This is a genomic window from Streptomyces sp. NBC_01244, from assembly GCF_035987325.1.
Classification (GTDB): domain Bacteria; phylum Actinomycetota; class Actinomycetes; order Streptomycetales; family Streptomycetaceae; genus Streptomyces.
In genome coordinates this window covers 5919236-5941140 of the sequence record NZ_CP108488.1, presented here as the reverse complement: position 1 = coordinate 5941140, position 21905 = coordinate 5919236, and the positions used below count along the sequence as shown (strand labels likewise).

Annotated in this window: 15 protein-coding genes and 1 pseudogene; 6 read left to right on the top strand and 10 right to left on the bottom strand. The window is 70.3% G+C overall.

Annotation, left to right across the window (positions count from 1 at the left end):
- Nucleotides 1-38: 38 nt before the first annotated feature.
- The 3 genes from OG247_RS26935 to msrA all read left to right on the top strand — a co-directional run bounded on the left by OG247_RS26935 (nt 39) and on the right by msrA (nt 7948).
- Complete coding sequence (locus OG247_RS26935; protein WP_327254633.1) at nt 39-6845, top strand: polymorphic toxin-type HINT domain-containing protein; 6807 nt, start codon at nt 39-41, stop codon at nt 6843-6845.
- Nucleotides 6842-7129 (top strand): hypothetical protein, encoded by a 288-nt coding sequence (locus tag OG247_RS26930; protein ID WP_327254632.1) that lies wholly within the window; start codon nt 6842-6844, stop codon nt 7127-7129. Before OG247_RS26935 ends, OG247_RS26930 begins: the two co-directional genes overlap by 4 nt.
- Before the next feature lie 144 nt (nt 7130-7273).
- The gene (msrA, locus tag OG247_RS26925; RefSeq protein WP_327254631.1) at nt 7274-7948 is read left to right on the top strand and encodes a peptide-methionine (S)-S-oxide reductase MsrA; all 675 of its coding nucleotides are present in this window, start codon (nt 7274-7276) and stop codon (nt 7946-7948) included.
- Nucleotides 7949-8118: 170 nt separating this feature from the next.
- Here the strand turns inward: msrA and OG247_RS26920 are convergent, their stop codons facing one another.
- Together OG247_RS26920 and OG247_RS26915 are read right to left on the bottom strand one after the other, a co-directional pair.
- The gene (locus tag OG247_RS26920) at nt 8119-8997 is read right to left on the bottom strand and encodes a recombinase family protein (RefSeq protein WP_327257638.1); all 879 of its coding nucleotides are present in this window, start codon (nt 8995-8997) and stop codon (nt 8119-8121) included.
- Nucleotides 8969-9538 (bottom strand): recombinase family protein, encoded by a 570-nt coding sequence (locus OG247_RS26915; protein ID WP_327254630.1) that lies wholly within the window; start codon nt 9536-9538, stop codon nt 8969-8971. The genes OG247_RS26920 and OG247_RS26915 overlap by 29 nt, the downstream gene beginning before the upstream one ends.
- 48 nt (nt 9539-9586) lie before the next feature.
- Here OG247_RS26915 and OG247_RS26910 point away from each other — a divergent pair.
- Nucleotides 9587-9685: pseudogene (locus tag OG247_RS26910) on the top strand (peptide-methionine (S)-S-oxide reductase MsrA); the annotation flags it as partial.
- A gap of 91 nt (nt 9686-9776) precedes the next feature.
- Here OG247_RS26910 and OG247_RS26905 read toward each other — a convergent pair.
- Both OG247_RS26905 and OG247_RS26900 read right to left on the bottom strand, forming a co-directional pair.
- The gene (locus tag OG247_RS26905; protein WP_327254629.1) at nt 9777-11951 is read right to left on the bottom strand and encodes a sulfatase-like hydrolase/transferase; all 2175 of its coding nucleotides are present in this window, start codon (nt 11949-11951) and stop codon (nt 9777-9779) included.
- Between the two features lie 170 nt (nt 11952-12121).
- Nucleotides 12122-13168 carry an NAD(P)-dependent alcohol dehydrogenase gene (locus OG247_RS26900; protein WP_327254628.1) on the bottom strand — a complete coding sequence of 349 codons (1047 nt, stop codon included), beginning with the start codon at nt 13166-13168 and terminating at the stop codon, nt 12122-12124.
- Nucleotides 13169-13392: 224 nt separating this feature from the next.
- On the opposite strand from OG247_RS26900, the gene OG247_RS26895 reads away from it, so the two are divergent.
- On the top strand, nt 13393-14295 hold the full coding sequence (locus OG247_RS26895) for a helix-turn-helix transcriptional regulator (RefSeq protein WP_327254627.1): 903 nt from the start codon (nt 13393-13395) through the stop codon (nt 14293-14295).
- Nucleotides 14296-14318: 23 nt separating this feature from the next.
- Here the strand turns inward: OG247_RS26895 and OG247_RS26890 are convergent, their stop codons facing one another.
- From OG247_RS26890 to OG247_RS26870, 5 genes are all read right to left on the bottom strand, one after another.
- On the bottom strand, nt 14319-15299 hold the full coding sequence (locus OG247_RS26890) for a GNAT family N-acetyltransferase (protein WP_327254626.1): 981 nt from the start codon (nt 15297-15299) through the stop codon (nt 14319-14321).
- A 56-nt stretch (nt 15300-15355) separates the two neighbouring features.
- A complete protein-coding gene (locus tag OG247_RS26885) occupies nt 15356-16033 on the bottom strand; it encodes an ABC transporter ATP-binding protein (protein WP_327254625.1) in 678 nt (225 codons plus the stop codon).
- 118 nt (nt 16034-16151) lie between these two features.
- Entirely contained in the window at nt 16152-17651 is a 1500-nt protein-coding gene (locus tag OG247_RS26880) for an ABC transporter permease (protein ID WP_327254624.1), read from the bottom strand.
- 159 nt (nt 17652-17810) lie between these two features.
- The gene (locus tag OG247_RS26875; RefSeq protein ID WP_327254623.1) at nt 17811-19091 is read right to left on the bottom strand and encodes a L,D-transpeptidase; all 1281 of its coding nucleotides are present in this window, start codon (nt 19089-19091) and stop codon (nt 17811-17813) included.
- Between the two features lie 116 nt (nt 19092-19207).
- Nucleotides 19208-19492 carry a hypothetical protein gene (locus OG247_RS26870; protein ID WP_266880772.1) on the bottom strand — a complete coding sequence of 95 codons (285 nt, stop codon included), beginning with the start codon at nt 19490-19492 and terminating at the stop codon, nt 19208-19210.
- Between the two features lie 164 nt (nt 19493-19656).
- Here OG247_RS26870 and OG247_RS26865 point away from each other — a divergent pair, with 164 nt between their 5' ends.
- Nucleotides 19657-19947: an LPXTG cell wall anchor domain-containing protein gene (locus OG247_RS26865; protein WP_327254622.1), complete on the top strand. Its 291-nt coding sequence runs from the start codon at nt 19657-19659 to the stop codon at nt 19945-19947.
- Between the two features lie 86 nt (nt 19948-20033).
- On the opposite strand, the gene hutH is transcribed toward OG247_RS26865, so the two are convergent.
- Nucleotides 20034-21575: a histidine ammonia-lyase gene (gene hutH / locus OG247_RS26860; protein WP_327257637.1), complete on the bottom strand. Its 1542-nt coding sequence runs from the start codon at nt 21573-21575 to the stop codon at nt 20034-20036.
- Nucleotides 21576-21905: the final 330 nt, after the last annotated feature.

Below are 21905 nucleotides of genomic sequence, written 5' to 3'. Positions count from 1 at the left end.
CCGGTTCTGGTTCCGGTTCTGGTGAGGGTTCGCTTCGGGTGGAGGTGAAGGACGAGGCGAAGACGCGTGCGGCTGGTGTCGGGGGCGTCCTCGTCGCTCTGACCGATGCGGCGGGCAGTGCTGCTTCGGGCAAGGTCCAGGTCGGTTTCGACGTCTCGGCGTTGGCGAAGACGACTGGCGCGAACTGGGCTGATCGTGCACGGGTGGTGCGTCTTCCCGACTGTGCGCTGACGACTCCGGGCGCGAAGGGCTGCACGGCCCGTACCCCGGTGGCTTCCCACACGGATGCGTCGGGCCGTCTGGTCGCGGAGATCGACGCCCCCAAGACGAAGGCGACTGCCTTCAAGTCGGCTCCGTCGGATGCTCCGCAGATGCTGGCCTCGCAGGCCGTGGCCCTCGCCGTGGAGGCGGGTCCGTCGGGTGCGAGTGGTGACTTCACCGCTACCCCGCTGGCGCCGTCCATGTCGTGGCAGGCCGGCGCGAACGCCGCGAACTTCACCTACGGCTACACCGTCGAGGTTCCCTCCGCGATCGCGGGTGCGGGTCCGGATGTGGGCCTGGCCTATGACTCGTCCTCCATCGATGGCCGTACGGCGTCGACGAACGCGCAGGCGTCCGGTTTCGGTGAGGGTTGGGACTGGAGTCCGGGCTCGATCTCGCGTTCCTACAAGGGCTGCAAAGACGCGGGGATAGCGGAGTCGGGTGACGAGTGCTGGGCCGGGGACATCCTGTCCCTGAACCTCGCCGGCCACGCCGGCCAGATCGTCCGCGACGACACCTCGTGCGTGTATCACCTTCAGGGTGAGGACGGCACAAAGATCGAGCGGCTGACCGGGCAGCGCAACGCCGCCTGGAAGGGCGAGGGCTTCAAGGTCACCACGACCGACGGAACCCAGTACTACTTCGGCTCCAACCGCCTCCCCGGCGGCGACGGCACCGACCCGGAGGCCAAATCCGTCTCCACGGTCCCGGTGTATTTCAACAGCGGCCAGGACAAGTGCCTGGGCGCTGACACTCCCGCGAACGGGACGTGGCAGCAGCTGGGCTGGCAGTGGAACCTCGACTACGTCGTGGACCCGCACCAGAACCTGGTCTCCTACCGCTACGAGCAGGAAGACAACTTCTACGGGCGTGGTGGCGGCCAGAACGGCGGCACCGGCACCAACACGAAGTACCAGCGCGGCTCCTACCCGACCTGGATCGGCTACGGCCAGCGCCTGCCCGAGCAGATCACGGCGAAGGGCACGGCCAAGCCGGCCGTCCAGATCAACATCAAGAACGCCGAACGCTGCGTCGTGATCGGGACCGTCACCTGCACGGACACCGCTCAGCGTGTGAAGGCGAACGCCGCTTCCTGGCCGGATACCCCCATCGACCAGGAATGCCCGGCCACCGGTCAGTGCCTGAACCTCTCGCCGACCTATTTCACGACGAAGAAGTTCACCCAGATCGCCAGTCAGGTCTGGACGGGCACCGCGTGGCGCACGGTCGACTGGTACGACCTCAAGCACTCCTTCCAGGACCCGGGTGACGGCACGTCCCCGACCCTGTGGCTCGACTCGATCCAGCGCAACGCCAGCAACAGCAAGACCGCGATCAAGCTCCCCGCGGTCCTGTTCCAGGCGACGCAGTTCCCCAACCGTGTCGACGGCGTCGTCCGCCGCCCCGACGGTACGGACGCTTCGGCTCCGAGCTATCGGCGTCCGCGGATCCAGACGATCACCACCGAAACCGGTGGCCAGATCAACGTCGCCTACAAGGCACCGGAGTGCTCGCGCCTCAACGGCACGATGCCGTCCACCGAGGACGGCAACACGATGGCCTGCATGCCGGTCAAGTGGTACTTGCCCGGCCAGTCCTTCGCGGACCCGGTCAACGACTGGTTCAACAAGGTCGTCGTCCAGTCCGTCACCCAGCAGGACAAGGTCGGCGGCCAGGTCTCCACCGTCACCGACTACGAGTACGGCGGCGGCATCGCCTGGCACCGCAACGACTCCGAGTTCACCGACCCCAAGACCCGCACCTGGGACCAGTTCCGCGGCTACGCCACGGTGACGACCCGCACGGGCAGCGGCAACGCGAGCGAAGCCCCGCGCACCAAGAACGTCACCACCTACCTGCGCGGTATGGACGGCGACGTCCTGGCCAACGGCACCAAGCGCAGCGTGTCGGTCGATGACACGCAGGGCGGGACGATCAAGGACGAAGAAGTTCTGTCCGGCTTCGCCCGCCAGACCCAGACCTACGACCGCGACGGCGGCGCGGTGGTCTCCGACGAGGTCACCACCCCCTGGATCGGCCCGGTCACCGCAACCCGCGCCCAGTCCGCCGGGATGCCGCCGATCACGGCCCGCGCGCTGAACACGGCTAAGGTCACCACCCGCGCGAAGCTCGCCAACGGCAGCTGGCGCACGAGCGAGCGCTCGTCGACGTACGACACCACGCTCGTCACCCGGCCCCTCCAGGTCGACGACAACAGCGACATCTCCCGCACGGACCAGCGTCTGTGCACCACGTTCGAGTACCCGACCGGCCCGGGCGGCGCGGTCACCGAGATCGCTGCGCGCACCCTGGTCCTGTCCGGTGTCTGCGGTCAGACGCCGACCGCGGCCAACACCGTCGGCGACACCCGCTCGTACTTCGACGGTCTGCCCTACGGCCAGGTCGGAGCGACGGCGGACGGCACGGGCACTGAGGTCCTGGAGAAGTACGACGGCACCGGCAAGCCGGTCTACCGCCTCAACTCCACCTCCACCTACGACACCTACGGCCGCGTCACCAGCAACACCAACAAGGTCCGCACCGACACCGCCCACCCGGGCGGCGCGGTCACCACGACCCAGTACGCGCCTGCCACGGGTGTGCTTCCGGACACCATCACCCACACCAACCCGCTGGGCTGGAAGTCGGTCACCACGCTCGACATCGGCCGCTCACAGCCGCTGAAGAGCACCGACGAGAACAACCACGTCGCCGAACGCGAGTACGACGCGCTCGGGCGGGTCACCTCCATCTGGCAGCCGGGCCAGGAACGTGCGAACAGCGCTCTCCCGGTGCGCAAGTTGTCGTACACGATGAACGGCACGAACGCGCCGTCCGCCGTTCTGAGCCAGGCGCTCATGAACGACAACAGCTACACGTCCTCGTACACGATCTACGACGGTATGGGCCGCGTCCGCCAGACGCAGGCCACTCCTCCCTCGGGCGTGGCCGGCCGGATGATCACGGACGCACTGTTCGACTCCCACGGCTGGCAGGTCAAGACCAGTTCGGCCTACTACACCGACCAGGGCGCGCCCTCCGCGGCGGTCTTCCTGCCCAACGGCGGGGTCCAGCCCGACAGCAAGATCCCGGCCCAGACCGTCTCCGTCTTCGACGGCCTCGGCCGCGTCACCGCATCCATCAGCCAGTCCTTCGGCGTGGAGCAGTCCCGCTCCACGACTCAGTACCCGGGCGTGGACGAGAGCCGTCAGATTCCGCCGGCCGGCGGGTTCGCCACGGCGACGATCACCAACGGCACCACCTCGATCCTGCGCCAGTTCAAGTCGAACACGCCCACCGGTGCCTACGACGACACGACGTACGTGTCCAACTCCGAGGGCCAGGAGCTGTCGCGGAAGGACTCCGCCGGCAACGAGTGGACCTTCACCTACGACCTGCTGGGCCGCGTGGTGAAGACCACCGACCCGGATGCCGGGATCAGCACGACCGTCTACGACGACAAGAAGAACCTCACCACCACCACCGACGCCCGCCTCAAGAGCGCCACCTTGGAGGCCGACCTCCTCGGTCGCACCATCGCGACGTACGAGGGCACGGCCGTCGACCCCGCCAAGCAGGTCGGCGCGTTCACGTACGACGCCAAGAAGCTCGGCAAGGCCGACAGCGCCACCCGCTACGTGGGTGGCAAGACGGGCAGCGCCTACGCCACGGAGGTCACCGGTTACGACGGCGGCTACCGGCCCCTCGGCACCAAGGTCACCATCCCGGCGGCCGAGAAGGAGCTGGCTGGTACTTACCAGACGACCAACACCTACGACGCCTACGGCCAGCTGAAGACCTCGGCCCTGCCCGGCATCCCCAAGGCCGGCCTCGGCGCCGAGACGCTGACGTTCGGTACCGATGTCGCGGGCAACACCACTTCGCTCAGTGGCAAGATCGGGCTCGCCAGGACCCCGTACCTCGTGGACGTGCGCTACGACCCCTACGGGCGGGCCATCCGTAGCACCGTCGGTGACACCGGCTTGCAGGTGGTCTCCACGACCGACTACGACGCCGGCACCGGCCGTCCGGTCCGCTCGACCCTGGACAAGCAGACCGCCGCGACGGCCAGCGTGGATGTCCTGGACTACACCTACAACAAGGTCGGCCAGCTGACCTCGATCGGTGACACGCAGGACGGCGCGGGCCGTGACCTGCAGTGCTTCACGCACGACTACCTGGGACGGCTGACTCAGGCCTGGACCGACACCGGCACCCAGACCACGGCTCCCGCACCCAGCGTCCGCGGCATCGGCGGCTGCACCAACGCAGCCGGCCCCGCGGTCGACGGCACGGGCAAGCCGAGTGTCGGCGGTCCTGCTCCGTACTGGCAGCAGTACGAGTACGACGCGATGGGCAACCGCAAGAAGCTGGTGAGGAAGGACGTCACCGGCAACGCGGCCAAGGACGTCACGACCACCCAGACGTTCGGACCGAAGAACAACACCCCGTCTTCCGACCCGAAGACGGGCGGCGGCACGGGCGGCCCGCACGCGCTGATGTCCTCGACCGAGACCGGCCCGTCCGGAACCAAGGTCACCTCCTACACCTACGACCAGTCCGGCAACACCGCCGGTATCACCAACACCGCCGGCACCAAGACCCTGACCTGGAACGGACAGGGCAAGCTCGACAAGATCGTCGGTACCGGGGAGAGCGCCGGCACCAGCTATCTCTACGACACCGCCGGCAACCAGCTCATCCGCCGCGACCCCACCAGCACCACCCTCAACATCGGCGCCGACCAGATCACGCTGGACACCGCCAGCGGCAAGGTTGCCAACGTCCGCAGCTACCCCGCCCCCGGCGGCCTGTCCGTCACCCGCACCACCAGCACGGTCGCGGCCACGCTCACGTACCAGGGCGCGGACCACCACGGCACCGGCGGAGTTCAGTTCAAGGCCTCCGACCTCAGCCACGTCCGCCGGGCCTCCGACCCGTTCGGCAACGAACGCGGCACCCAGCCCGCCCCCGGCACCTGGGCCGGAGACAAGGGATTCGTCGGCGGCACCAAGGAGAAATCCACCGGATTCACCCTCCTCGGCGCCCGCGAATACGACCCCACCACCGGCCGCTTCATCAGCCCCGACCCGGTCCTCGACGTAAGCGACCCGCAACAGTGGAACGCCTACGCCTACTCCAACAACAGCCCCGTCAACGCCTCCGACCCCAGCGGCCTGGCGCAACAGATCACGTGTAGTAGCAACTGTGAGCAGTACGAGTACACAGAGAGCCACAACATCAGTCTCTGGGGTGGTGGTGACGACGGGGAAGGGCAGGCCCAAAAGGCTTTGGACCAGGCGAACAACAACGTCACCAAGGCCAAGAAGAAGCGCGACAAGCTGATCGACGAAGTCATCGACGTGGTCGGTGACCTGATTGGATACAACGACGCCCGGGACTGCTTCACCAAGGGCGACGTGATGGCGTGCATCAACACGGCCCTGAACTTCGTCCCCTGGGGCAAGCTCGTCAAGGCCGTCAAGGTCGGCATCAAGGCCTTCAAGATCTACAAGGAGATGAACAAGGCCTACGACGCCATCCACGAAGCCGAACGCGGAGCCTCGAAGGCCGCCGATGCCGTCAGCTCCGTCAAGAAGGCGGCCAAGGAAGCGCGTGACGCCGAAGCCAAGGCAGCCCAGGCCGCATCGGATAAGGCCGCCAAGGAATCCCTGAGCGACAGCGCGGGAACCGAGTCCCGACTCGTGGCGAAGGAGTCCGACGCCGCGAAGAGCACCAGCAGGGCCGAGCCCGAAGCCAGGAGCGGCGGGGGCGATGCCCCGTCGGGCACGACCAAGTGCAACAGCTTCCCCACCGGCGTCCAGGTCCTGATGGCCGACGGGTCCGCGAAGTCCATCGAGGACGTCAAGGACGGGGACGTGGTCATGGCCACCGACCCGCAGACCGGCGAAACCCGGCCCAAGACCGTCACCACCACCATCACCACGCCCGACGACAAGGACTTCACCGACCTCACCGTCACCGACGAGGCCAGCCCTCGCGGCCCGCCGGCGAAGATCACCTCCACCTACCACCACCCCTACTGGAGCGCGACCCGACAGCAGTGGGTCGACGCCGGCGAGCTCATTGCCGGCGAAAAGCTCCGCCAGCCCGACGGCACCACCCTCACGGTCCAGGCGACGCGCACCTATCCGTACGCCGTCACGACCCACAACCTCACCGTCGACGAGTTCCACACCTACTACGTGCTCGCAGGCGCCGCGTCGCTGCTCGTGCACAATTGCCCCACCGCTGAGGGAAGCGGCGGGAAGGCTGAAAAGCCTGTAGAGATGGTCCGGATGCGGCACTACACGAACAGTGCCGGCGCGCGGGGCATCGTAGAATCGAAAATCATGCGGGCTCGCGACCAGAACAAGGTATTCCTCCTCCCTGCGAAGGGGAAGCTGATGGCTCCGAAGGACGCGGAACCCAAGCTCGGCATCGGCATGGGCCGCGGAAGCAAGGTAGTGGAATTCGACGTACCGGCGAATCGGATCACCAAGGAATACAACAAGAAGTTTGGTTTCTGGGAGTGGGTCGCAGTGGGAGATATTGCAATCGAGAATGTGAAGATCGTGCGATGAGCGATGAGATGGGGATGCGAAAGGGACGGGTGGAGATCTCCCTGGCCGACGCGATCCAAGCGACCCGAGATCTCAACGAGTACGTCGTCTCGCTGGACAGGATCCTCTCCCGCATCGGTACCGGAGGTAAGGACCCGGAGATCCTTTGTGACTACGTCGTAGATCGCAAGGTACTGCGCCGCTTGGGCAACCTTCGGAATGTCATCGGCACAGCCCTGGAACAGGAGCTGGGTGAGGAAGCAGTGCACGAGATCGCCGAGGAGGCGTACTTCTACACCGACTGATCCACCCTCTGAATGACGGACGGCCCGGGGCTCTGAGCCCCGGGCCGTCCTGGTCACCCACCTGCACCTTCGTACGGAAATCCGGGGGTGAGGGAATCCCCGACCGCCGTCCGCCGTTATCGGTAGACCACAAGGAGGGAATCCATGTTCTCGTACCGCCGCACGCCCGAGCTCCCCACCCGCGAGGAAGCCCTGACCGGCCGCGCGGAGCCGCTGTTCGGGCTGCCCGCCGTGCACACCGTGCTCGGCAACCCCCTCGCGGGCCCGTACCCCGCCCACCTCCAGGTCGCCGACTTCGGCCTCGGCTGTTTCTGGGGCGCCGAGCGCAAGTTCTGGCAGGCCCCCGGCGTGTGGACCACCCTGGCCGGCTACCAGGGCGGCTTCACCGAGAACCCGACCTACGAAGAGGTCTGCTCGGGCGGCACCGGCCACACCGAGGTGGTCCGGGTCGTCTTCGACCCCTCGCTGGTCTCCTACGAAGCCCTGCTGAAGCTCTTCTGGGAGTCCCACGACCCCACCCAGGGCTTCCGCCAGGGCAACGACGTCGGCACCCAGTACCGCTCGGCGCTCTACACCCACTCCCCCGCCGCCCAGGCCACCGCCGAGGCCTCCCGCGAGGCCTACCAGCGCGTCCTGACCGCCTCCGGCTACGGCACGATCACCACGGCCGTCCTGCCGGCCTCGGAGCGCCCCTTCTGGCCGGCGGAGGCGTACCACCAGCAGTACCTGGACCGCAACATCAATGGCTACTGCGGCATCGGCGGCACGGGCGTGGCCTGCCCGATCGGCGTCGCTGAAGCCCCGTCAACGGACGGCTGACGCACAACACACTCACGCCGGAGCCCCATGGGAGACCTTGGGTCCCTCTTCAGGTTGGAGGACTTTGACTCGGCCAAGGCCCAACGCAGTCAGCGGTAGTCCATACACGCAAGGCAAACGAAGGGGCACCAGCCAGACGGCGGTGCCCCATTCCGTTTCCACTATCCCCGTCAGTCCCGCCACTTCGGGACCAGCAGGTCAGGGTTGAACGGGCGCCGACCTCCGCCTCCCGCCGGCAGCACGATCACCGCGTGCAGCGCTTCCCTGATCAGGGCACGCTTCTGCGCCAGGTCCAGCCTGCCCGAGGTCCAACGCTCGCGTACGTCGCCAGTGACTTCGGCGGCCCGCTGTCGCCTCAGCACATGACGTGTCCTGTCCGCACGAAGTTCCTTGACGCGCGCTTCCATCTTCTGATTCTCGGGGAAGAACAGCTCATCCGAGACCTGGTCTTCCTGCCACGCCTGAAGCAGCTTGCGCTGCTTGGCCATCAGACGGGCCGGCTCTTCCTCCCCTCCCCACAGCTCGTCGGCGCGCGTCGCCCTGGCCGCCCTCGCTTCCAGCTTCGCGAGTACGGCCCCCGTAATGAATTCATCGATCTTGGCGCCGTTCCGTCCAGTTCCCCCACATCCGCCCATTTCCTTACTGGGGCATTGGTAGAGATAACCCCCGGAGAGGTCCGCTCGTGCGGTCGCCCGAAGGGGCGAATTGCAGATCTGGCCGTCCTCGCGAGGCTTTCCGCATCGGAGGATTCCCGTCAGCAGGTACGACGGGGTGCGATAGTCCGTGACCGTTCCGTCAGACTTCACATTGGGGCCCACCCGCGCCGAGAAGATGGCGTCGATAGCCATCCACTCCTTCGGCGTGATGATGGGCTCCCAGCGACCCACGACCGGCACGCCGTTGGCGTCGCGTACCAGCTCTCCGTTGTGCTTGCGCCAGCCACACAGCCGTGGGTTCCACAGGGCGAGCTTGAGCGAGCGGCTCGCCCATTCCTTGTCGTTGATCGTGCGGACGCCGACCTCACGCCACTCGCGAAGGATCGAGTGCATGGACTTGCCCGCGATCACCTCGCGGGCGCCCTTCGCCAGCCACGCCGCTTCCTCGGGCTCCAGCGTGAGCTTGTCGTCCTGCCAGCCGAAGGGGCGCTTCCCACCCACCGGGATGCCCAGCTCCGCGCGAGCGCGGTGTGAGCGGCGCGCCCGCCGCTGCATCTTGGTTCTTCGACCCCTTGGCGTCGGCGTAGAGCCGTCCTTCCTCGTACGTGAGCGCGTCCACGAACCGCTCATAGTCGCCCGCCCGGCGCGTGAGCCGGTCGTCCGCGACCACGATGACGCCGCGTACGGGCTGCCCGTCCGGCATGTGTCCCGACTTGAGCGCCTTCACCATGGCCTCGAAGTCCGGGCGCACCACCGCTGCCTTGGCCGCCGACAGGTCGTTGTCGGTGCAGCGGTGCACGATCGTCCAGCCGAGACGGGCCGCCGTCTCACCGTTCACCTTGTGCTGGTCCTCGACGCCGTGGCCGTCCCTGGCCGTGTCGGCGGAGATACGCGCGTACGAGACAACCGGGATCACCGGTGCCGCTTCGTTCACTTCCCACCCCTTTACGAAGAGTCACTAATTCCACACAAAGAGAAGTGGTACAACCAGCAGTACCTGGACAAGAACCCCGGCGGCTACTGCGGCATCGGCGGCACGGGCGTGAGCTGCCCGATCGGCGCGGCCCGCGCCGACAGCTGACCGGCCGACGGGCTGGTCGACTGACGGAAGAGGCCCCGGCCACCGCGTTTCGCGGGGGCCGGGGCCTCGTGCGTGCTCCCGAGCGAGCGGCTCAGAGCACCGTCACCCGTGCCAGCGCCCACGACGTGTGGTCGAAGGACGACTTCGCGTTGGCATCCTCCACCACCAGGTGGAGCAGCCGTACCCCCCGTACGTCGACGTCGAGCGCCGTCGGTCCCGAGGCGCCGGTCAGCAGGCCCGTCGTGGCCAGCGTGCGCCCGTCGCCGCGCACCGTCGCGCGGGTGCCTCCGGCCGACGACTGCTTCGTCGAGAAGTCGTCGATGCCGACCAGGGCGGTGAAGCGGTTCCCGCGGCCGCCCAGGTGGTAGACGATCTCCGACGGGGCGTGCACGCCGAGGCCCTTCGCGTAGGTGACCCCGCCGAAGGCGATCGGGGTGCCGTCGCCCGCCGGCTGTTTGCCGTTGGAGCGGTCGATCTCGACCGGGCCCCAGCCGTTGGCCGCGGAGACCCAGGGGAGGTCGCTGAGGTAGCTGTCCCGGGTGGGCGGGGCGGGCAGCGGGGCGTACGGGGTCTTCGCGGTGAAGGTGTGGCCGCCCGCCGTGGCGGACGCGGTGAGGGTGGTGGCCGCGGCTCCCGGCGGGGCGGTCAGGGTCCACACCGTCGTCAGGGTCGCTCCCGGGGCGAGCGAGGCGGCCGCGGCGGGGCCCGCCGGGGTCGCGGTCCAGCCCGCCGGGGCGGTCAGGGAGACCCGGGCGTCGGCCCAGGGGCGGGCCGTGCCGTTGGCCAGGGTGGTGGTGAGCGTGCCGGCGGACGGGGAGGCGGCCGTGGTCAGGCCCCAGGGGCGGCGGGTGTACACATCGGCCCAGGAGGAGCGGAGCAGTGCGGTGAGGGAGGCCACCACGGCCGGGTTCGCGGCGGCCACGTCGTGCTGCTCGCCGAGGTCCGCCGACAGGTCGTAGAGCTCGAACCGCCACTGCGCGTCCGGTACGGTCCGGTCCCGCGCCGGGGCGAACCGTACGGCCTTCCACCGGTCCTTGCGGATGGCCTCCGCGACCTGCTTCGCCCGGCCGCCGTCCTGCGTGTTGGCCCGGCTGGTGACGCCCTGCTCGTCCCGGTACCAGTACAGGTGGTCGTGGACCGGGGCGAGCGCCGGGGAGCCGTTCAGGACGGGTGCCGCCGAGAGCCCGTCGATGTCGGAGGGGGCCGGGGCGCCGCCCGCCAGGTCGGCGAGGGTGGGCAGGAGATCGTAGAGCGGGGTGGGGCGGGCGCTGGTGGTGCCGGGGGCGATCCGGCCCGGGGACCAGGCGACGAGGGGGACGCGGACGCCGCCCTCGTACAGGTTCCGCTTGTAGCCGCGCAGCGGGCCGTTGGCGTCGAAGAGGTCCGGGTTCACCCCGCCCTCCTCGTGCGGGCCGTTGTCGGAGGCCACCAGGACGACCGTGCGCTCCGCGACGCCCCGCGCCCGCAGCCGGTCGACGATCGCGCCGACCTGCGCGTCGAGGAGGCTGATCTGCGCCGCGTGCGACTTGTTCGCCTGCGTCCAGGACCGCGAGGCGTAGGCGCTCGCGTCGGGGATCTCGCTCGGGGCGTGCGGGAGGTTCGGGGTGAGGAAGAGCAGGAAGGGGGCGGGGCCGGCGGCGTGGGCGTCGATGAAGCCGAGGGCGCGTGCGGCGATCGCGTCGGGGGCGAAGGTGCCCGTCGGGACGGTCTCCTTGGCGTTGCCGTTCCACAGGTACGCCGGGTAGTACTGGTGGGCGTGGCCGTGGTCGATGTACCCGTAGAACTCCTCGAAGCCGCGCGCGGACGGGTGGCTCGGCTGGTCCCCGGCCTCCGGTCCGAAGCCCCACTTGCCGAAGAGGCCCGTACGGTAGCCGCGTGCCCGGAGCACCTCCGCGAAGGTGGTGTCGCCCGCGCCGAGGCTGCCCTGGCCGCCGCCGGAGGGGTTGGCCCGGACGGCGGCGTGGCCGGTGTGCAGGCCGGTCAGCAGCGCGGCGCGGGAGGGCGCGCAGACGGCGGCCGCGGAGTAGGCGTCGGTGAAGCGGAGCCCCTCGGCGGCGAGCCGGTCGATGTGCGGGGTGCTGATCAGCTTCTGGCCGTACGCGCCCAGGTCGCCGTAGCCCAGATCGTCGGCCAGGATCACCACGAGGTTCGGCGGACCCTCCGTCCCGGCGGCGGCCGCCCGTGCGGGCTGGACGGCCTGCGGGAGCGCCGCGAGGCCGACGGCGGCGGCCGCGGAACCCGCGAGGAAGTGGCGGCGGCTGGGCATCTCGAACTCCCCGGTGGCTGAAGGCTGATGGGAAGATCGTCCGCGCGGAGGGCCGCCGAGACCATGCACGGGGCATGAAGAACGTGTGACGGCCCCCGGAGCGGGCTCGCAGAGCGCGCCCCGGGGGCCGAGCAGGTACCGGACGGGGCCCGCCGGGAGCGGGCCGGCCGTCAGATGGTCGAGGTGTCGATGACGAAGCGGTAGCGGACGTCGCCCGACTGGACGCGCTCGTAGGCCTCGTTGACCTCATCGGCGCGGATCAGCTCGATGTCCGCACCGAGCCCGTGCTCCGCGCAGAAGTCGAGCATCTCCTGCGTCTCGGCGATCCCGCCGATCATCGAGCCGGCCAGGGTCTTGCGGCCGCCGATGACGGAGAACAGGTTCAGCGAGACCGGCTCCTCGGGGGCGCCGACGTTCACCAGGGCGCCGTCGACCTTGAGCAGGCCCAGGTAGGCGTCGAGGGCGAGCGGAGCGGAGACGGTCGACACGATCAGGTCGAAGCGGCCGGCCAGCTCCTTGAAGGTGGCTTCGTCGTTCGTCGCGTAGAAGTGGTCGGCCCCCAGCTTCAGCCCGTCCTCCTGCTTGCGCAGGGTCTGGGAGAGGACCGTGACCTCGGCGCCGAGGGCGTGGGCGATCTTGACGCCCATGTGGCCGAGGCCGCCGAGGCCGACGACCGCGACCTGCTTGCCGGGGCCGGCCTTCCAGTGCTTGAGCGGGGAGTACAGCGTGATGCCGGCGCACAGCAGCGGGGCGGCGATGTCGAGGGCGAGGCCGTCGGGGATGCGGACGGTGTAGTTCTCGTCGACGACGACGTGCGTGGAGTAACCGCCGTACGTGGGCTCGCCGTTCCTGTCGAGGGAGTTGTACGTGCCGGTCATGCCCTTGGCGCAGAACTGCTCCTGCCCGGCGAGGCACTGCTCGCACTCGCGGCAGGAGTCGACGAAGCAGCCGACGCCCACGCGGTCGCCGACCGCGAACTTGGTGACTCCGGAGCCGACTTCGGTGACGACACCGGCGATCTCGTGGCCCGGGACCATGGGGTAGATGCCCTCGCCCCAGCCGTCGGTGACCTGGTGGATGTCGGAGTGGCAGATGCCGGCGAACTTGATGTCGATGAGGACGTCGTGCGCGCCGACCGGACGGCGCGGGACGGTGATGCGCTCCAGCGGGGCCTTGGGCGCGGGAGCGGCGTAGGCGGCGACCTGGGTGACGGACACGATGGGGCTCCTCGGAAGACTGCGGTGCGGGGACCTGCGGTGCGGGACCTGCGGTGCTGGTCCCGCGGTGCGGACGTGTGGTGCGGTTCCGCTGTGTGTTCACAGCCTGCACTCCCGCGCCCCGGACACCCATCCCCCTGCCCTGCCTAGGTCTGCCGAACCTACCCTTGGCGGGGTCAGGCTGACACCCCCGGCCCGCGCCCCCGCGCGGGGATACTGGGGTAATGGACCAGCTTGATCAGCGAGCCGAGCTCGGCGAGTTCCTGCGCTCCCGGCGCGCCCGGCTGCGCCCCGAGGACGTGGGCCTGCCCGACTACGGGCGCCACCGCCGGGTCCCCGGCCTGCGCCGCGAGGAGCTGGCGCAGCTGGCCGGGGTGTCGGTCGCGTACTACACGCGCCTCGAGCAGGGCCACGGCCAGAACGTGTCGGCGGAGATCCTCGACGCCATCGCGCGGGCCCTGCGCCTGGACGGCACGGAGCGCGCGCACCTGAGCCACCTGGCCGGCCCCAAGCCGCGCAGGCGCCGCCAGGCCCCGCGCCCCGAGCAGGTCCGGCCGGAGCTGCGGACGCTGCTGGACGCGATGGACGGCGTACCGGCGTACCTGGTCGGGCGGCGGCAGGACGTCATAGCCTGGAACAGCCTGGCGGCGGCGGTCTTCGGCGACTTCGGGAAGCTCCCGGCGCAGGAGCGCAACCTGGTGCGGCTGGTGTTCCTGGACCCGGCGACGGCGGAGCTGTACGCGGACTGGGAATGCCGGGCGTGCGAGGTGGTGAGCAATCTGCGCGTGTACGCCGGGCAGTTCCCGGACGACGAGCGGCTGTCCGCGCTGGTCGGTGAACTGTCCGTCAAGAACGAGGAGTTCCGCAGGCTGTGGGCGGCCCACACGGTGGCGGACAACAAGATCCACGGAGTCAAGCGGCTGCGGCACCCGCTGGTCGGCGAGCTCCGGCTGTCCTTCGAGACCCTGGCCCTCCCGGACGACCCGGCGCAGTTCCTGGTCACCTACCACGCACCCCCGGGCTCCCCTTCGGCCGACGCCCTCAGCCTCCTCGCCTCCTGGTCCGCGTCACCCACGGACCAGGACCGGGAGCACGCTCCCGGCCCCGTCGGGGAATCCGCCCCGTAGGCCCCGTAGGCCCCGTAGGGCGGCTACAGCGTCAGCTGGAAGTACCCGACCCCGCGCTCGCGCCGGTAGCCCAGGGCCGCGTTGACCGCGAGCATCGGGGTGTTGTCGTCCGCCACCGAGGTGGCGATGGTGCGCAGGTCCGGGTGGCGGGTCGCCGCCTCCGCCAGCATGCGGAGCTTGACCGCGCGGCCGAGGCCGTGGCCCCGGTGGCCGGGGACCACCACGGTGTCGTACTGGAGCGCGCGCGGGCCGGCCGGGTCGGGGAGGACCAGTTCCGTGTAGGCCGCCACCTCGCCGTCCGGGGTGACGGCGGCGACCGTGGTCAGAGCGCCTCCCCGGTCCAGGACCTTGCGGTGCGCCGCGTGCAGGCGCTCCGCCGTCCAGGTCTGGATCTGCTGGTCCAGCTCCCCCGTCGGCGCGTCCTCCATCGCCCCGTGGGCGACGGCCACGGCCTGCGCCCGGTCGTCGGGCACCAGCCCGGGCCAGCAGTGCAGCTCGTAGCCGGGCGCGAGGGGCGCCGCCTCCCCCTTCGCCGCCTGCGCACCCTGCGCCCACCGCGCCTCCCGCACGTCCTGTACGTACCAGGCCATGGACAGGACGTTCTCGAAGCCCAGGGACTCGGCGAACGCCTGACCCGGACCCTTCAGGTCCAGCTCCGCCGCGACCGAGGTCCGGCCGTCCGCGAGCAGCTCCTCGCGGACCAGCGCCCACAGGGCCGCTCCCGCACCGCGGCGCCGCGCGTCGGGCCGTACGGTCAGCTCGTCCAGGAACGCCGTGTGGTCGTTGACGCCGTCGGTGAAGAGCACGAGGGAGGCGACGGCGTCGTCCGTCGCCCAGTGCAGCGAGCGCCCCCGCGCCGAGGGCACCCGCAGCGCTCCGGCCACCTCCGTCCGGGAGGGCGGCGGAGTCCCCGGCAGGTCGGCCGTCCTGGCCGCGGCCAGGACGGCCCACCAGTGGTCGATCTCGGTGTCGGTCGGGGGTACGGAGAGTGGGGTGATCATCATGCTCCGGACCCTAAACCGGAGCGTGGCGGGGCGCTCAGGCGTTTTCGGTGACGGTCTCAGGCGTTTTCGGTGATGGTCACCTTCCCCCGGCGGATGGTCGCCACCCGCGGTGCCCGCTTCGCGAGCGCGCTGTCGTGGGTGACCATGACGAAGGTCAGGCCGTGTTCCTTCCACAGTCCTTCGAGCAGTTCCATGACCTCGTCGCGCATGGACTCGTCGAGGTTGCCGGTCGGCTCGTCGGCCAGCAGCACCTTCGGCCGCTTCACCAGCGCCCGCGCGATGGCCACGCGCTGCTGCTGGCCGCCGGACATCTCCCCGGGCAGGTGCCCCATCCGCTCGCCGAGGCCCACGGAGTCCAGCGCTTCGGCGGCCCGGTCGCGCCGCTCGCGGGCCTTCAGGCCGAGCGGGACGAGGGCCGTCTCGACGTTCTCCTGGGCGGTGAGCGTCGGGATCAGGTTGAAGGACTGGAACACGAAGCCGATGCTCTCCGCGCGGACCCGGGTGAGGCGGGATTCGGAGACGGTGGCGAGGTCGAGTCCGTCGAGGACGATCTGTCCCGCCGTCGGGCGGTCCAGGGCGCCGAGCATCTGGAGCAGGGTGGACTTGCCGCCGCCGGTGGGGCCCTGGATGACGAGCCGGCCGCCGTCCTCGATGGTGAGGTCCACGCCGGCGAGCGCGTCGATGGATTCCTTGCCGCGCTGGTAACGCTTGGTGACACCGGTGAGTTGGTACATCTCTGGTTCGTTCCCTCGGGTTGCGGGGCGGTGGGACGGGCGGGCAGGCGGGCCGGCAGGGATGCGCGGGGCCGCGCACACGGAAAGGCGAACGGCCGTACGAACCTGCGGCCGCGGGCTATTCGACGCGACGCAGTGCGTCCGCCGGCCTCAGCCGGGAAGCGCGCCAGCCGCCGAAGCCGCCTGCGATCAGTCCGCCCGCGACGGCGAGCGCGACGGCCAGGCCGATGGTGGAGAGCGAGACGGGCGCGGTGAGCGCGATGTCGAGGGCCTTGCCGGCGCTCTGCTGCGCGGAGCGCATCATCCCGCCGCCACCCCCGCCCCCGCCGCCCGGGCCCTGGAGCCGGCCGGCGCCGCCCGCGAGCTGCGCGGTCAGCTGCGGGCTGATCGCGGTGATGGCGTAGGCGGCTCCGAGCCCGAGGCCGATGCCGAGCGCTCCGCCGATGAGGCCGTTGACCAGGGCCTCGCCGGCGACCTGTCCGGTGACGCGGCCGCTCTTCCAGCCGAGTGCCTTGAGCGTGCCGAACTCGCGGACGCGCCGGGACACGGCCGAGGAGGTCAGCAGGCCGGCGACGAGAAAGGCGGCGAGGAGGACCGCGTACGAGAGCCACGTGCCGACGGTGGAGGCGAGGGAGGCGGCGGTGGAGAGCGAGCCGGAGACGGTGTCGGCGAGGTCGGCCGAGGTCGTGACGGTGGTGTCCGGGACGTTCTTCTGGATGGCCTGCTTGACGGAGCCGATGGCCTGGGAGTCCTCGGCCTGGACGTAGACCGTGGTGATCTTGTCGGGGGTTCCGGCGAGGGTCTGGGCCTGCTTGAGCGGGACGTAGACGTTGGCGGCGGCGTCGCCGCTGTCGGCGGTGGCGATCCCTATCACCTTGAACTTGGCGCCCTTGACCGTGATTTCGGAGTCGACGGCGAGCTTGTTCTTCGTGGCGTAGGCGCTGTCGACGACGGCGACGGCCGCGTCGGTCTCGCCGGCCGCGAAGGTGCGGCCCGAGGTGATCGCGGAGGTGGTGAGCGGGCCCAGCTCGGGCCGGGTGACGTCCGCGCCGTAGACGGAGAAGGAGTTGACGTCGAAGTCGGCGCCGCCACCCTCGACCGTGCCGCCCGTACCACCCGTACCACCTGTGCCGCCGCCGGTGGCGCCCGGCTTGGCGGCCGTGCCGCCGCCCTCCGCGCGCGTGAACTCCCCCCGCTTGAACTGCCCGTTGACCTTCATCACCTGCAGACTGAGTCCGCCGACGGCCTGCGCGACGCCGTCCTGGCCGGACACCTTGGCCACGGTCGCGGCGTCGAGGGTCTCGAAGCCCTGCGGCATGACGAGGTCGCTGCTCTGCTCGGCCCCGGCCTCCTCGTCGCCCTCGCCCTTCGCGTCGAACCGGAACCGGGGCCGGGCCGCGGCCTCCCCCTCCGCGGGCGGGGCCTGGGCCTTGGTGACGGTCATGTCCGTGCCGAGGCCGTAGAGCGACTGGAGGACCTTGCCCTGGGCCTGCGTCATGCCCGCCGAGACGGAGGTGACGACGATGACGAGGGCGATGCCCAGCGCGAGTCCGGAGGCGACGACGAGCGCCGCCTTCCTGCGTCGGCGCAGTTCGCGCCGGAGGTAGGTGAAGAACATGCGGCCGAACGTAGGCAGCACCCGTGACGGTCGGATAAGCCGTCCATAAGAGCCGGATGAGAACGCGAACTCACAGATGACGCACAGACGGACGGCGGGGAGCCCCCTGGTCGGGGCTCCCCGCCGTCCGTCGCGGGGTTCAGCTGTCGATATCGGCGGTCAGACGGCCGAGCCGGCCTTCCAGTCCGCCCAGTTCATGTTCCAGCCGTTGAGGCCGTTGTCCGGCTTGATGGTCTTGTCCGGGGAGTTGACGACCGTGACGACGTCTCCGATGAGGGAGTTGTCGTAGAACCAGGCCCCGGGCTGGCTCGGGTCGTTCGCGCCCTTGGCGTCGTTCAGGCCGACACAGCCGTGGCTGGTGTTGGCGCTGCCGAAGACCGAGTCCGGTCCCCAGTAGTTGCCGTGCACGAAGGTGCCGGAGTTCGACAGGCGCATCGCGTGCGGCACGTCCTTGATGTCGTACTCGCCCTTGCCGTCGTCGTCCGTGAAGCCGACGGTGGCGCCGTTCATCCGGGTCTCCTTGAACTTCTCGGAGATCACCATCTGGCCGTTGTAGGTCGGGTTCTCCGGGGAGCCCGCCGAGATCGGGATGGTCTTGAGGACCGCACCGTCACGGGTGACCGTCATCTTCTTCGACTTCGCGTCGACCGTGGAGACCTGGCTCCGGCCGATCTTGAAGGTGACGGTCTTGCTCTGCACGCCCTGGATGCCCGGGCCGCCCTGGACCCCGTCCAGCGCCAGCTTCAGGGTGACGGTGGAGCCGGCCTTCCAGTAGTTCTCCGGGCGGAAGTCCAGCCGCTGCGTGCTGAACCAGTGGCCCACGACCTCCTGGCCGCTGCTGGAGGTGACGGTGATGCCCGCCTGGACGGCCTTCTTGTCCTTGATCTGCTTGTCGAAGGTGATGGAGACCGGCATGCCCACGCCGACCGTCTGACCCGCGTCCGGGATGAAGGAGCCCACGAAGCTGTTCTGCGGGGAGATGGTGGTGAAGGAGGCGTTCTCGTGCGCCTCGCGGCCCGCCTCGTCCTTCGCGGTCGCCGACAGGGCGTACTTGGTCGAGCGCTTCAGCGCGCCGTCCGGCTTCCAGCTCTTGCCGTCGGCGGCTATCTTGCCCGGCACCTTCGTGCCCTCGGAGCTCTTCAGCTCGACCTGGGTGAGCGTGCCCTCGGTGACGGCCACGGTGGCCGCGTCGTTCAGGCCGACGTTGGTGGCGCCGTCCTTGGGCGTGATGGCTATCTTGGCCTTGGAGGCGTCCTTGGCCGCGGCCGCGTCCACGTCCGCCTGGGACTTGGCCGACGCCTCCCCGCTGGACTTCGGCGTCTTGCCGCCGTCATCGTCGCCACCGCATCCCGCGAGCACCAGTACGCCGCCGAGTACGGCGGATATGGCCACCAGGGACCTTCTCCGCCGCTTACTGTCCGTCCTCACACGCCACTCCATCGTTGCCGGAACCCCGAACTCCCCGGGCAGGGGGCATGACCCCCCTGCCTCGTCCTGACAACGCATTACACCCCGAGGTGCTGCCACATTCCGTTCGAATGTGGTCAACCCCACCGTCAGGCGTTGTCAGTCTCTTCGTCGAGCTCCCCATCTTCCTCGTCGAGGTCCCACTCCATGGACTCGGGGTCGTATTCCACGGGCTCGCTGCTCCAGGAGGCCTGCGCGAGCTCCACGCCGGGGATGTCCGCGACCAGGTCGGTGGGGTCCACCAGGTAGGCCAGCGCCTCCGACTCGTCCTCCCGGACGGCCGCCTCGGCGTGGCCGCGCTCCTCGTCCGGCATGAACTCGTCGGCCTTGATGTGCGCGAGGGCGGCTCCGGTGAGCGCGTCGACGTCCGGCACTTCAAGTACCAAATCAACCCGAAGACGTACATATCGTGAGTTCTCAGAAGGGTTCATACGACGGAGAGTAATCCCGCGGCAGCCCCGGCTTTCCCACGACCCGCCCCTTTCCGTAGCATCACCGCACGGGGCCAATTCGCTGCTGCCACAAGGGGGATCGCACCGTGTCCGCACGCCGATCAACACTCACCGCTCTCGGAGCGACCACCCTCCTCGCCGCCCTGTGGTTCGTCCCCTCGGCGGGAGCCACCGCGCCCGAGCACGCGAAGGCCGCCTCCGGCGCGCCCGCCGCCGCGAACACCCGGGTCCAGGCCGCCTCCGCGCCCGGCCCCGCCCTCGAGCTCGCCGACACGGGCGGCGTGGACACCACGCCCTACCTGCTCGGCGGCACGCTGTTCCTGGGCGCCGGAGCCGGCTTCGTGGCCTTCTCCGTACGCCGCTCGCGCACGGCGTAGCGGCCGCCGCACCGGACACCGGACACCGGACACGCGAAAGGGTGCGGCCCCGGGATCCCCCGGACACCGCACCCTTTCGCTTGCCCTCAGGCGAGGGGGCCGGTGACGCCCTCGACGGCGTCCACGAGTCCACCCGAACGAACGAAGGCGTCCGCGGCGGCCAGGTCGGGCGCGAGGAACCGGTCCGGCCCGGGACCTTCCACGCCCGCCGCACGCGCCGCCGCGATGGCGGCCTGGCTGGCCGGCGCCGGGGTCAGCCCGTGGCGCAGCTCGATGGCGCGGGTGGCCGCGTACATCTCGATCGCGATGATCCGGGTGAGGTTGTCGACGGCGGTACGGAGCTTGCGCGCGGCCGACCAGCCCATCGAGACGTGGTCCTCCTGCATGGCGGAGGAGGGGATCGAGTCGGCGGAGGCCGGGACCGCGAGCCGCTTCATCTCGCTGACCAGGGCGGCCTGCGTGTACTGGGCGATCATGAGCCCGGAGTCCACGCCGGCGTCGTCCGCGAGGAACGGCGGCAGGCCGTGGGAGCGGTTCTTGTCGAGCAGCCGGTCGGTGCGGCGCTCGGCGATCGACCCGAGGTCGGCGGCGGCGATGGCGAGGAAGTCGAGCACGTAGGCGACCGGGGCGCCGTGGAAGTTCCCGTTGGACTCCACGCGCCCGTCGGGAAGCACCACCGGGTTGTCGACGGCGGAGGCCAGCTCGCGGGAGGCGACGAGGGCGGCGTGCGCCATGGTGTCGCGGCCCGCGCCGGCGACCTGCGGGGCGCAGCGCACGGAGTAGGCGTCCTGCACGCGCGGGGCGGTCTCCTCCTGGTAGTGCCGGACGAGCCCGGAACCCTTCAGGACGGCGGCCATGTTCGCGGCGGAGGCACCCTGGCCCGGGTGCGGGCGGATGGCGTGCAGCTCGGGCTGGAGCACCTTCTCGGTGCCGAGCAGCGCCTCCAGGGTCAGCGCGGCGGTGATGTCGGCGGCGGTGTACAGCTTGCCGAGGTCGGCGAGGGCCATGACCAGCATGCCGAGCATGCCGTCGGTGCCGTTGAGGAGGGCCAGGCCCTCCTTCTCGCGCAGCTCGACGGGCTCGATCCCGGCCTCCGCGAGCAGCTCCCCGGCCGGACGGACGGTCCCGTCGGGGCCCTCCGCGTCGCCCTCGCCCATCAGCGCGAGCGCGCAGTGCGAGAGCGGGGCGAGGTCGCCGGAGCAGCCCAGCGAGCCGTACTCGTGCACGACCGGGGTGATCCCGGCGTTGAGCACGTCGGCCATCGTCTGTGCGACGGACGGCCGGACGCCGGTGTGCCCGGAGGCGACGGTCTTCAGCCGCAGGAACATCAGCGCACGCACGACCTCGCGCTCGACGCGCGGGCCCATGCCGGCGGCGTGCGAGCGGACGATGTTGCGCTGGAGCTGCGCGCGCAGCTCGGGGCTGATGTGCCGGGAGGCGAGCGCCCCGAACCCGGTGGACACCCCGTAGACGGGCTCGGGCTTCGCGGCGAGCGCCTCCACGATCTCCCGGGCCCGCCCGAGCGCGGCGACGGCCTCGCCGGAAAGCTCGACGCGGGCGTTGCCGCGGGCGACCGCGATCACGTCTTCGGCGGTGGTCCCGGACGTTCCCACCACGACAGTGTGCATATCCATATTCAGCAGCCTACGGACTGAATCCCTTCATGTCACCCCTTCAAGGCGCCGCTCGCGCGGTGCGGCCCCGGCGGGCCTTACCGGCTTCGCGCCACCGCGCCGAACTCCGTCCGGCGGTGGCCGGTCGGCGGTGCCGCCCCTGCCGCCTGGGGCGGGCCCCGCTGGGCGGGTGCGGCCAAGTCCGCCCTGCGGGGCCGGTTCCCCTACCCACCCTTCGCCCGTTCCCCGGGGCTCCGCCCCGGACCCCGCGCCTCAAACGCCGGCGAGGCTGGAATGCCCCCTGCCCCCCTCCGACCGTCCGACACCCGAGGTCCAGGGCCCCTC

Coding starts and splice junctions, on each gene's coding strand:
- OG247_RS26930 (WP_327254632.1), top strand. CDS start 6,842: ATGAGCGATGAGATGGGGATGCGAAAGGGACGGGTGGAGATCTCCCTG.
- OG247_RS26905 (WP_327254629.1), bottom strand. CDS start 11,951: ATGCCCAGCCGCCGCCACTTCCTCGCGGGTTCCGCGGCCGCCGCCGTC.
- OG247_RS26875 (WP_327254623.1), bottom strand. CDS start 19,091: ATGGAGTGGCGTGTGAGGACGGACAGTAAGCGGCGGAGAAGGTCCCTG.
- OG247_RS26920 (WP_327257638.1), bottom strand. CDS start 8,997: ATGCACTCGATCCTTCGCGAGTGGCGTGAGGTCGGCGTCCGCACGATC.
- hutH (WP_327257637.1), bottom strand. CDS start 21,575: ATGCACACTGTCGTGGTGGGAACGTCCGGGACCACCGCCGAAGACGTG.
- OG247_RS26880 (WP_327254624.1), bottom strand. CDS start 17,651: ATGTTCTTCACCTACCTCCGGCGCGAACTGCGCCGACGCAGGAAGGCG.
- OG247_RS26895 (WP_327254627.1), top strand. CDS start 13,393: ATGGACCAGCTTGATCAGCGAGCCGAGCTCGGCGAGTTCCTGCGCTCC.
- OG247_RS26890 (WP_327254626.1), bottom strand. CDS start 15,299: ATGATGATCACCCCACTCTCCGTACCCCCGACCGACACCGAGATCGAC.
- msrA (WP_327254631.1), top strand. CDS start 7,274: ATGTTCTCGTACCGCCGCACGCCCGAGCTCCCCACCCGCGAGGAAGCC.
- OG247_RS26885 (WP_327254625.1), bottom strand. CDS start 16,033: ATGTACCAACTCACCGGTGTCACCAAGCGTTACCAGCGCGGCAAGGAA.